The 10,723-nt window shown below is 58.2% G+C and carries 11 protein-coding genes and 1 pseudogene; 5 read left to right on the top strand and 7 right to left on the bottom strand.

Going from position 1 to position 10,723, the window contains the following annotated elements; translation table 11 throughout:
• Nucleotides 1-108: 108 nt before the first annotated feature.
• From ACTG2W_RS00885 to sdhC, 4 genes and pseudogenes are all read right to left on the bottom strand, one after another.
• Nucleotides 109-825, bottom strand: a complete 717-nt coding sequence (locus tag ACTG2W_RS00885; RefSeq protein ID WP_005333549.1) for a succinate dehydrogenase iron-sulfur subunit — start codon at nt 823-825, stop codon at nt 109-111.
• A 16-nt stretch (nt 826-841) separates the two neighbouring features.
• Nucleotides 842-2,607: pseudogene (gene sdhA, locus ACTG2W_RS00880) on the bottom strand (succinate dehydrogenase flavoprotein subunit).
• A gap of 1 nt (nt 2,608) precedes the next feature.
• The gene (gene sdhD / locus ACTG2W_RS00875) at nt 2,609-2,953 is read right to left on the bottom strand and encodes a succinate dehydrogenase, hydrophobic membrane anchor protein (protein WP_106843814.1); all 345 of its coding nucleotides are present in this window, start codon (nt 2,951-2,953) and stop codon (nt 2,609-2,611) included.
• The gene (gene sdhC, locus ACTG2W_RS00870; RefSeq protein WP_021231296.1) at nt 2,947-3,324 is read right to left on the bottom strand and encodes a succinate dehydrogenase cytochrome b556 subunit; all 378 of its coding nucleotides are present in this window, start codon (nt 3,322-3,324) and stop codon (nt 2,947-2,949) included. Before sdhC ends, sdhD begins: the two co-directional genes overlap by 7 nt.
• 442 nt (nt 3,325-3,766) lie before the next feature.
• On the opposite strand from sdhC, the gene ACTG2W_RS00865 reads away from it, so the two are divergent.
• Both ACTG2W_RS00865 and ACTG2W_RS00860 read left to right on the top strand, forming a co-directional pair.
• Nucleotides 3,767-5,053 carry a citrate synthase gene (locus ACTG2W_RS00865; RefSeq protein WP_005333572.1) on the top strand — a complete coding sequence of 429 codons (1,287 nt, stop codon included), beginning with the start codon at nt 3,767-3,769 and terminating at the stop codon, nt 5,051-5,053.
• A gap of 92 nt (nt 5,054-5,145) precedes the next feature.
• Complete coding sequence (locus tag ACTG2W_RS00860) at nt 5,146-5,466, top strand: DUF4377 domain-containing protein (RefSeq protein WP_106843813.1); 321 nt, start codon at nt 5,146-5,148, stop codon at nt 5,464-5,466.
• A 77-nt stretch (nt 5,467-5,543) separates the two neighbouring features.
• Here ACTG2W_RS00860 and ACTG2W_RS00855 read toward each other — a convergent pair whose 3' ends face one another.
• Together ACTG2W_RS00855 and ACTG2W_RS00850 are read right to left on the bottom strand one after the other, a co-directional pair.
• Nucleotides 5,544-5,984, bottom strand: coding sequence for an acetyltransferase (locus tag ACTG2W_RS00855; protein ID WP_106843812.1), 441 nt, complete (start codon nt 5,982-5,984; stop codon nt 5,544-5,546).
• Nucleotides 5,985-6,041: 57 nt separating this feature from the next.
• On the bottom strand, nt 6,042-6,887 hold the full coding sequence (locus ACTG2W_RS00850) for a DUF5718 family protein (RefSeq protein WP_106843811.1): 846 nt from the start codon (nt 6,885-6,887) through the stop codon (nt 6,042-6,044).
• A gap of 338 nt (nt 6,888-7,225) precedes the next feature.
• Between ACTG2W_RS00850 and ACTG2W_RS00845 the strand changes: the two genes are divergently transcribed.
• From ACTG2W_RS00845 to ACTG2W_RS00835, 3 genes are all read left to right on the top strand, one after another.
• Nucleotides 7,226-7,618: an NUDIX hydrolase gene (locus tag ACTG2W_RS00845; protein ID WP_069529935.1), complete on the top strand. Its 393-nt coding sequence runs from the start codon at nt 7,226-7,228 to the stop codon at nt 7,616-7,618.
• Between the two features lie 91 nt (nt 7,619-7,709).
• Nucleotides 7,710-8,204, top strand: coding sequence for a GNAT family N-acetyltransferase (locus tag ACTG2W_RS00840; RefSeq protein ID WP_106843810.1), 495 nt, complete (start codon nt 7,710-7,712; stop codon nt 8,202-8,204).
• A 310-nt stretch (nt 8,205-8,514) separates the two neighbouring features.
• Nucleotides 8,515-9,633, top strand: coding sequence for a glycerol dehydrogenase (locus ACTG2W_RS00835; RefSeq protein WP_106843809.1), 1,119 nt, complete (start codon nt 8,515-8,517; stop codon nt 9,631-9,633).
• 106 nt (nt 9,634-9,739) lie between these two features.
• On the opposite strand, the gene pdxY is transcribed toward ACTG2W_RS00835, so the two are convergent.
• The gene (pdxY, locus tag ACTG2W_RS00830; protein ID WP_019446110.1) at nt 9,740-10,603 is read right to left on the bottom strand and encodes a pyridoxal kinase PdxY; all 864 of its coding nucleotides are present in this window, start codon (nt 10,601-10,603) and stop codon (nt 9,740-9,742) included.
• Between the last annotated feature and the right edge of the window lie 120 nt (nt 10,604-10,723).

Raw genomic sequence — 10,723 nt, 5'->3', positions numbered from 1 at the left:
CCTTGTACTTCTTGTTACTGCTGCGCAGCTTGTAGGGGTCAAATAGCCATCCTGCCATGGGTCGGATGGCTATCCAGAGGTCGGGCCAGCACCTGGCCGGCCCTGATACTAAACAGCCCGATTGAGCAACATCGACTTGATCTGGCCAATCGCCTTGGTCGGGTTCAAGCCTTTCGGACAGACGTTCACGCAGTTCATGATGCCATGGCAGCGGAACACGCTGAATGCGTCGTCCAGATTCCCCAATCGTTCGGTGGTCGCGGTGTCGCGGCTGTCAGCCAGCCAGCGGTAGGCGGCGAGCAGCCCGGCCGGACCGATGAACTTGTCGGGATTCCACCAGAAGGAGGGGCACGAAGTGGAGCAGCAGGCACAGAGAATGCACTCGTACAGGCCGTCAAGCTTGGCGCGCTCTTCGGGGGATTGCAGGTGCTCACGCACCGGCGGCAACTTGTCATCATTGATGAGGAAGGGTTTGACCTTCTCCCACTGGGTGTAGAACTGGGTCATGTCGATCACCAGATCACGGATCACCGGCAGGCCGGGCAAGGGGCGGATAACGACGTTATTGCCCTTCTTCAGCAGGTCGGAGAGCGGGGTGATACAGGCAAGACCATTCTTGCCATTCATGTTGAGACCGTCTGATCCACAGACCCCTTCGCGGCAAGAGCGGCGGAAGGCGAGCGTGGGATCCAGCTCTTTCAACTGGATCAGTGCGTCGAGCACCATCATGTCGGAACCTTCAGGAATATCAAGACGATATTCCTTCATATGGGGGACGTTATCAACATCCGGATTGTATCTGTAGACAGAGAATGTGACGTTCATAGGGCTGGCTCCGCAATCAGTAAGTCCGGACCTTGGGCGGGAACGCCTCACGGGTCTTGGGTGACATGTTGACAGCGCGACGGGTCATGGACTCGGTGTCCGGATGATAGAGGCTGTGGCAGAGCCAGTTCTCATCGTCGCGATCCGGGAAGTCGAAGCGGCAGTGAGCACCGCGACTCTCGGTACGGAAGTTGGCGGCAACCGCCGTGGCAAACGCCGTCTCCATCAGGTTGTCCAGCTCCAGGCACTCGATGCGCTGGGTGTTGAACTCTTTGGAGGTGTCATCCAGACGGGCTGACTTGAGGCGCTCGCGGATAACCTTGAGCTCGGCCAGCCCTTCTGCCATCGCCGCACCTTCGCGGAATACGGAGAAGTTGTTCTGCATGCAGCGCTGCAGGTCTTTGCGGATCTGCACCGGGTCTTCCCCGTCACGGCAATTTTCCCAGCGGTTGAAGCGGGCCAGTGCGGCATCCAGATCCGACTCGGAAGCATCGCGGCCGTGATCCATCTCGCCCAGGGTGTTGACCAGATGCATGCCGGCAGCGCGGCCAAACACCACCAGATCCAGTAGGGAGTTGCCACCCAGACGGTTGGCACCGTGTACGGAGACGCAGGCAATCTCGCCCACCGCAAACAGACCGACCACCGGTACATCGTTGCCGTTCTTGTCCTGAGTCAGGCACTGGCCATTCACGTTGGTCGGCACGCCGCCCATCATGTAGTGGCAGGTCGGGATGATCGGGATCGGCTCTTTGACCGGATCTACGTGTGCGAAGGTGCGAGAGAGTCGCAGATGCCAGGCAGACGGGATTCCAGCACCTCTTTGCCGAGGTGATCCAGCTTGAGCTTGATGTGCGGGCCCCAGGGACCATCGCAACCGCGACCTTCGCGGATCTCGATCATGATGGAGCGGGCCACCACGTCGCGACCGGCCAGATCCTTGGCGTTGGGGGCATAACGCTCCATGAAGCGCTCGCCATCTTTATTGAGCAGATAGCCGCCTTCACCACGGCAGCCTTCGGTTACCAGCACCCCTGCCCCGGCGATGCCGGTCGGGTGGAACTGCCACATCTCCATATCCTGCACGCCGACGCCAGCGCGCAGCGCCATACCGACACCGTCACCTGTATTGATGTGGGCGTTGGTGGTGGACTGGTAGATACGACCGGCACCGCCAGTCGCCAGCACGGTGGCCTTGGCCTTGAAGTAGACCACTTCACCGCTCTCCATGTCGATGGCGGTACAACCCACCACATGGCCATCCTGGTTTTTCACCAGATCCAGCGCATACCACTCGGAGAAGACGGTGGTCTTGTTCTTGACGTTTTGTTGGTAAAGGGTGTGCAGCAGGGCGTGACCTGTACGGTCGGCCGCAGCGGCAGTACGGGCAGCCTGCTCGCCACCGAAATTCTTGGACTGACCACCAAACGGACGCTGGTAGACAGACCCGTTGTCGAAACGGGAGAAGGGCAACCCCATGTTCTCCAGCTCATAGATAGCCTCGGGGCCGGTTTTGCACATGTACTCGATGGCTTCCTGATCACCGATGTAATCGGAACCTTTTACCGTGTCATACATATGCCACTGCCAGTTGTCATCGTGGGCATTGCCCAGCGCAACCGTGATCCCGCCCTGGGCGGAAACAGTGTGAGAACGGGTTGGAAAAACCTTGGACAACAGAGCGCAGCTCTTGCCGGACTGGGCAATCTGCAGCGCGGCGCGCATACCGGCACCACCGGCACCAATCACCACCGCATCAAATTCACGAGTTGGAATAGTCACCTTACACACCCCACAGCACGACGAAACCCGTCATCAGATAGACAAACAGCACCACGACCAGGGCAAATTGCAGCGCCCCGCGCAGCCCTACCGGCTTGATATAGTCAGTCAGCACCTGCCACAGACCAATCCAGGCGTGGATCAGTACGCAGAGCAGGGTCAACAGGGTGAATACCTTGGTGAATGTTTTGGCGAAGAAGCCTGACCACACCTCGTAGGTGATGTCGTTGAACGCGACAAAGCCCACCAGATAGAGGACATAACAGGTCATGATGAGGGCGGTGGCGCGGATCAGGATGTAATCGTGAACGCCGCTGCGCCCGAAGGTTGCAGAATTGGTTACCATACAAGCACTCCCGCCAATACAGCCAGGATCGCGGTGATCACGAATGCCACGCGGGCGCTCTGATTGCCGGATTCCAGCTCTTCCCAATAGCCCATATCCATGACCAGATGACGCAAGCCGCCCACAATGTGGTATGCCAGCGCAGTCAGGATCCCCCACAGCACGAGTTTGACCAGGAAGTTGTCCATGATGGCAACCACGGTTGCAAACCCTTCGGGAGAGGCGAGTGAAGTACCAAGCATCCACAGCAAGATGCCCAGTGCAACAAAGGTAATGACCCCTGAAACACGGTGCAGGATGGATGCAATGGCAGTGACAGGAAAGCTGATCGTCTGTAGGTCGAGGTTGACCGGTCTCTGTTTGTTTTTCACGCTTGCCCACTCAGCTCCATTGAGCACGTTAGTTATTGTTTTAACTCACACTTGAGGGCACGGAATGGTGATTGTTGGTTTTTTGTTACCAAAACACTCTGAAAAAGCCAAAACGCGAGTTTTCGGTTTCACATCAGGCTTTGCCAAAGCGTTTCAAACACCCGCAGCCATGACCCACGTGGCGCAGTATATCGGCGGCCTTAACCGAAGACAATCAATTAGCTACAAAGAAAACACAAAACCGCAAACTCGATCGCATATTTAATTTAACATTTCATTAATGCCATTAATGGGGTTTCAGCAAAATTGACATTGATAAGGAACTCTGTTTCAAATAAGGCGCTCCAGCCACTTCGGTATGGGTAACAACCTTTGCCAGCGTCATAAAAGTCGTAATAGAGTAGGACTGGAACCAAATTATAAAGAGCAAAGGAGACGTGCTATGGCTGATAAGATAGCCACCCTACACCTGCCCGGAAAAGATCCGGTCGAACTGCCGATCCTCTCCGGCACCATCGGCCCGGATGTTATCGATGTCAGAAAATTGGGATCACAGGGGTATTTCACCTTTGACCCCGGTTTTATGGCCACCGGTTCTTGCAAATCTGCCATTACCTACATTGACGGGGATCAGGGTGTCTTGCTGCACCGTGGTTACCCCATCGCCCAGTTGGCCACCCAGGCCACCTATCTGGAAGTCTGCTATATCCTGCTGTACGGCGAAGCGCCGACCAAGGCCCAATATGCCGAATTCGAACGCCTGGTCACCCGCCACACCATGGTGCACGAGCAGATCGCCTTCTTCTTCCGCGGCTTCCGTCGTGACTCCCACCCCATGGCCATCATGTGCGGTGTAGTCAGCGCCCTCTCCGCCTTCTATCACGATGCCCTCGACATCAATAACGAGCAGCATCGCGAGATCTGTGCCTTCCGTCTGCTCTCCAAGATGCCGACTCTGGCAGCCATGTGTTACAAGTACTCCATCGGCCAGCCGTTCATGCAGCCGCGTAACGCCCTCTCCTATGCCGGTAACTTCCTGCACATGATGTTTGGCGTGCCGACCGAAGAGTACAAGGTCAACCCCATCGTTGAACGCGCCATGGATCGAATCTTTACCCTCCATGCGGATCACGAGCAGAACGCCTCCACCTCCACCGTTCGTCTGGCTGGTTCCTCCGGTGCCAACCCGTTCGCCTGTATCGCCGCGGGGATCGCCTCCCTGTGGGGACCGGCCCACGGTGGTGCCAACGAAGCCTGCCTGCGCATGCTGGAAGAGATTGGCTCGGTGGATCGCATCCCCGAGTACATCGCCAAGGCCAAGGACAAGAATGATCCGTTCCGTCTGATGGGCTTCGGTCACCGCGTCTACAAGAACCACGACCCCCGTGCCACCGTGATGCGCGAAACCTGCCACGAAGTACTGACCGAGCTGCAGATCAAGGATCCGCTGCTGGACGTGGCCATGGAGCTGGAACGTATTGCGCTCTCCGACCCCTACTTCGTCGAGAAGAAACTCTACCCGAACGTAGACTTCTACTCCGGTATCATCATGAAGGCGATCGGCATCCCGATGAGCATGTTCACCGTGATCTTCGCCATCTCCCGCACCATCGGCTGGATTGCCCACTGGAACGAGTTCCACTCAGACCCGGACAGCAAGATTGGTCGCCCACGCCAGCTCTACGTAGGCCACCCGCTGCGCGAGTTCACTCCACTCGAGCAGCGCTAACCACTGCGCTGATATGGTTTGTTACAAAGGCGGTCATTGACCGCCTTTTTGTTTGCCGCTCTAATGCCCCCTTTCGCGTTAAGGAGTCCATTATGAAACCACTGTTTATCAGCGCAGCCTTGCTGCTGACCGCCTGCCAGAGCACCCCCGCCTCGTCACAGGGGGAGACCCTCTATATCAACAGCCAGTTGGTCGATTGCGTCGGAGTTGGCCCAATGCAGTGCATGCAGGTTCGCAGTGATGAGCAGCAGCCCTGGACGCTGTTCTACCAAAATATTGAAGGTTTCCAGTTCGAGCCTGGCTATCGCTACCAGCTCACTGTCAGCAAGGAGCAGCTCACCGATGTGCCGGCCGATGCTCCCTCCGTGCGCTATCAGCTGATCCAGGTGGTGAACAAGGTCGCCAGCAAGTAACAAACACGATCAAAAAAACGGGGGATGGCTGATGCCCCCCCCGTTGGTTTATGGGTACTGCGCCTCATCAGGCACGATCAGGTCGGCGCCAGCGCCATATGCAGCAGCGGATAGGGCTTGCCCTGACCATCCAGCGGCGAACGACCCGTCACGGTGAATCCCATCTTCAGATAAAAGCCCACCGCCTGTTCGTTCTGCTCGTTGACGTCAACCTGCGTCGCGCCGCACTGGCTGATGGCATGTGCCACCAGCAAACGCCCCACACCACTGCCGCGCGCCTCGGGAGCCACAAACAGCATCTCCAGCTTGCCCTCGTACACTCCGCTAAAACCCGTAATCTGCCTCTCTTTTGTGCGGACACTGTGCAGTGTCACCGCATCGAAGTAGTGCTCCAGAATAAGCGGTTTAAGCGCGAGGATCTCGGCCTCTGGCAGGAAGTGGTGGGTCGCCCGCACCGAGGCCTCCCACAGATCGATCAGGGCCGGATAATCAGCCCGGGATACCGGAACAATCGTCATGAAATGACTCGATATGATAACCAGCGGGAAGAGACACCTTCCCGCTGGCAACGGTGATTAACGCGCCTGCACCGCCTGCAGCAGCACCGACATATCAGCGCCAAAGTTGCGGCTGCAGATCGCTTCGCGAATATCCGCTTCGCTATAACGGCTGCCCGGATAGACCACCACGCAGGAGGTGTCGCCCGGTTTGAGGAAGTGGGTCTCGCCAAACGGGGTATAGCGGGTGGCACCGATACTGATGAGCGCATGGGGAGGATGTCCCGCCTGCGCCAGCAGTCCCTGAATGTGCTCCGCCGGCCCTTCATCCTGCTGATGATTGAACTTGTCGATGGCCCAGTCGAGCAGCTTGCCGTGGAAGTAGCTGTAGTCGATGGCGGCGCTGTCTACCCCGTAGGCGTGCAGCTCGCCATCGCGCTCCAGATAGCAGGCGATACGATAGTCATCGAGCTCGCAACCAGCTGCAAAACTGGAAAGCGGCAGCAGCTTGGCCGCCAACCCCTTGCTCTCTTCGCCCCAGTTCTTCTTCTCGCTGATCTTCTTGGCGTTGGGACGACGGATGGAGCAGTCGTTATAGGCACCAAAGGCGCGGGGATGGATCGCCACCACCTGCTTGCCGGCATACTCCAGCTCGCACCAGAGGGCTACTTCCGGCTCGATCTGCACCTTCTCGTCACCGCTGACCGCCGCTTCCGGCAGGAAGATCGCCTTGTCGCTCAACGGGAATACCCCGAGCTGACCCGGATGGCCCGGCACAAAGAAGGGAAACAGCGCCTTGGGCGCCGTGGTGTCGCGCACGACTACCGCTACGAAGTCCGATGCTTCGCCCGCCTGCTCCAGATGACCGGCGAAATTGCCCGCGACCCCGAGTCCGATAAACTTGCTCTCTGCTGCTATCTGCATCTTGCTCACCTGCATCTTGCCAACGCAAGGTAGCAGGCTCGTCGCCTACTACCGCTAAAGTGGCAAGATTAAACCACAAGGACCCCGCCTTCGCCCAGTCCGGCCCTGTAGTGATGTGCGCCAGTGCGCTTTTTTAGGGACGAGAAGGCTGTGGTGAACCAGCCATTGCGCACTCATTCAGCTACGCGGTCACCGCGTTGGAAACAGTGCGTTTCCGGCATCTCCCCTCTTTCTCCTTGGGACTCAACTTCATCTTTGTTAGGCTGCCGGCATGCAAAACAACTGTGCGCTTGAATGCGCCACTGCTCATCACGGCAACCCCATTGGAGAGAAAACGGATGATAGACAAACTCGCCTGGCTCACCTTTAAAGATCAGCAACTGCTCTGCGCCCGCTCCCACGGCAAGGGCATCTATTACATCCCGGGCGGCAAGCGGGAACCGGGCGAGAGCGACGAGGCGGCGCTGATCCGCGAGATTGAGGAGGAGCTGGCTGTCACCCTGCAACCCGACACCCTGCGCTTTGCCTGCGAATTCAACGCCCAGGCCGATGGCAAACCGGCAGGTGTCGAGGTGAGACTGCGCTGCTACACCGGCGAAGCTAGCGGCACCCCAATCGCCTCGGCCGAAATTGCCGAGCTGCGCTGGCTCGATAGCTCTCACCTCGATGAGCTCTCCCCCGTCTCCCGCCTGCTGTTTACCTGGCTGGTTGAGCAGGAGCTGATCCGCTGACTAGCCGTACTCGCGGCGAGCATAAGTACCTACCGCATATGAACCAACGGTGGCAATCAGCCACATAACATCGCAACGACAAGGATGTCAGATGGATATTGTGGAAGTTAATAGCGCAGCGACCTACCAAAGCGCGCTCATCGCCCTGCTGCAAGATTGTGTCGATAGCGGCGCCTCGGTCGGTTTTTTACCGCCGCTGACCACGGAGGAATCTACCCGCTACTGGCAAGGAGTTGAAGCTGATCTGGCGGCAGGTCACCGCAAGCTGTGGCTTGCCCTTGAGCAACCACAGATTGTGGGAGCGGTTCAGCTCGCGCTCTGTGGCAAGGCCAACGGTCGCCACCGGGCCGAAGTGGAAAAATTGATGGTACTGCAAACGGCGAGAGGTAAAGGTGTCGGTCGTGCGCTGATGCTAGCAATGGAACAAGGCGCCCATGCCGCGGGCCGTTCGCTGCTGGTGCTGGATACTCGCGCCGGTGATGTGGCCTCCCACCTCTATCGTCAACTCGGCTATCTGGAGGCGGGCCAGATCCCGAGCTTTGCACGCAACGCCGATGGCTCCCTTGCTGCGACCGTCATCTTCTAAAAACCGCTCTGACCATCCCCTATCCCTTATCCAAATACAGCAGGGCCGCACCAAGCGGACCTGCTTGTTGCCAGCGTGACTGTTTGTTGCAGCAATATGGCTTGCGACGGATTGCCACGATACGGCCATTGCTCCTGCATGTCTCAACACCGCCAATTGCTCGCCCCAAAATACAACCAAACAAACAGAAAGATTAATTAATGATTAAAACGCCCCCCTTTTCTTCTTCATCTATTGCCTCATCAGGCGTATCGTGAGAGACCCATTTGATAATCAAATCTATGTTGTTCACTGCCTTGAGGAATAATGGATGCCCACTTTGCCCCGTACAGTTACCTCCCCCAAAAAGTTCATCATCGGTCAACACCTTCTCCCACAACTCCATGAGCACGTTAAAGATTTTGGTGACTATGCGTTGCTCATCAGCGATGAGTTCATTCTGGAGCGGGTACGGGAAGAAGCTTTGGCGGGGCTCCTGCAGGCAGGCCTCAGGGGAGTGGTCGACAAGTTTCGCTACGAATGCACCGAACAGGAGATCCACCGCCTGACCCACCTTGCAGAGCAATATGGTGCGAACGTGATTGTCGGGATCGGCGGCGGCAAGACGCTGGATGTCGCCAAGGCCGTGGCCTTCTATCTGCGCCGTCCGGTTGTGCTGTTCCCGACGATTGCCTCCACGGATGCCCCCTGTACGGCGCTGGCGGTGATCTACAACCAGGCGGGTGAATTTGAACGCTATCTGTTCCTGCCGCAAAATCCGGACGTGGTGCTGGCTGACACGGCCATCATTGCCGCCGCCCCTCCCCGCTTCTTTTCCGCAGGCGTTGGCGATGCCCTGGCCACCTATTTCGAGGCGCGCGCCTGCTATCGGGCGGACGGGCTCAATCTGGTCGGCAAGCGCCCTTCACGCACTGGCCTTGGTCTGGCACAGCTCTGTTACGAGCTGCTTGGTGAGAACATCGAGCTGGCCATGGATGCGATACGCCACCATGTCTCGACTCCGGCGCTGGAGCAGGTTATCGAGGCCACCATCTACCTCAGCGGGGTCGGCGCAGAAGCCGGTGGACTGGCCGCAGCTCATGCCGTCAACAACGGCATGTCACTGATCCCGGAGCTCCATCGTGCCCAGCATGGCGAGAAGGTGGTCTTCGGCCTGCTGACCCAACTCGTGCTTGAGCGCGCCCCACAACATGAACTTGATGAGGTGTTTCGCATCATCGACTGTGCAGGTCTGCCCATGACGCTGCAAGAGCTGGGGCTCACCCACTTTGATGAAAGCGAGTGGCGCAAGGTGGCGCAGCTGGCCTGCGATCCCCTCGATACCATGGGCAACATGCCGATGACAGTGAGTGAACAGGATGTCTACGCCGCCCTGGTAGCGGCCAATGCCATGGCTGAGCGTTATCGCCTCCGCCATCCCCGCATCTGATTGCTTGCCGCACTAAATAGGCAAACAGTAAAAAGGCTTGCCCATTGGCAAGCCTTTTTCATCTGCATCCCACCCCTTGTCGGGATAGACGAAAGTCCGCGTTGACTCAGGGCAGTTTCACCGCTCGCACTGCAACCTCTGGCAGGGCGAAGGCATCTTGCGCGGCGATGAGTTGCAGCTCGTAAGCCTGCTGGCGCCAGGTCTCCTGCAGCACCGCATCCACCGAGGCGTTGGTGCGCTCGAACGCGCTGACCGCATCGTGACCGGCCAGCAAATTGGCCAGCATCAGGGCGCTGATAAGATCGCCAACCCCCACCGGCTGGCGGGCAAAGTCATAAAGCGGACGGGCAATCAGGTAATCCCCTTGCGGGGTGGCCAGCAGCATCTCGAAGCGGCTGGAGTCCTGCGCCGCACGACCGAGATGCTTGACCAGCACCAGCTTGACGCCGCGGGCCAGCAGCTGATGGGCTGCCGCGCGGGTCTGATCCAGATCAGCCAGATGGGTATCACAGAGGGTCTCCAGCTCCAGCAGGTTGGGGGCCATCATGTCGGCCACCGGCAACGCCTGCTCGGTCAGGAAACGGGTGACGCCGGGAGCGACGATACACCCCTTCTCCGGATGACCCATCACCGGATCGCAGAAGTAGATGGCATCGGGGTTGGCCGCCTTGACGGCGTTGACCACGGTCAGGATTTCGTCCCCCTGCTCGGCGGAGCCAAGGTAGCCGCTCAGCACGGCGTCACACTGGCTCAACACCTCGATATTGCCCAATCCTTTCACCAGCGCACTGATATGACCCGCCGGCATCGCCATCCCCTGCCACCCCTGGGCATATTGGGTGTGGTTGGAAAACTGCACCGTGTTGATGGGCCATACATCCATACCAAGGCGGCGCATGGGGAAGACGGCAGCGCTGTTGCCGGCACAACCAAAGACCACGTGGGACTGAATAGAGAGAACGGATTTCATCGGGAATACCACAGCAAAGGATCAGCAAGGTGGGCAATATATCGGATGAAGATAACGATGCGCCACCTTGGCGCGGGATGAACAGGCAATTTCCTGACTAAAGACAGGTTTTTTACGCCA

It is taken from the genome of Aeromonas sp. 96A (assembly GCF_051919165.1).
Classification (GTDB): Bacteria; Pseudomonadota; Gammaproteobacteria; order Enterobacterales; family Aeromonadaceae; genus Aeromonas; species Aeromonas veronii.
The sequence above is the reverse complement of the archived record's forward strand: the minus strand, read 5'-3'. Positions and strand labels throughout refer to the sequence as shown.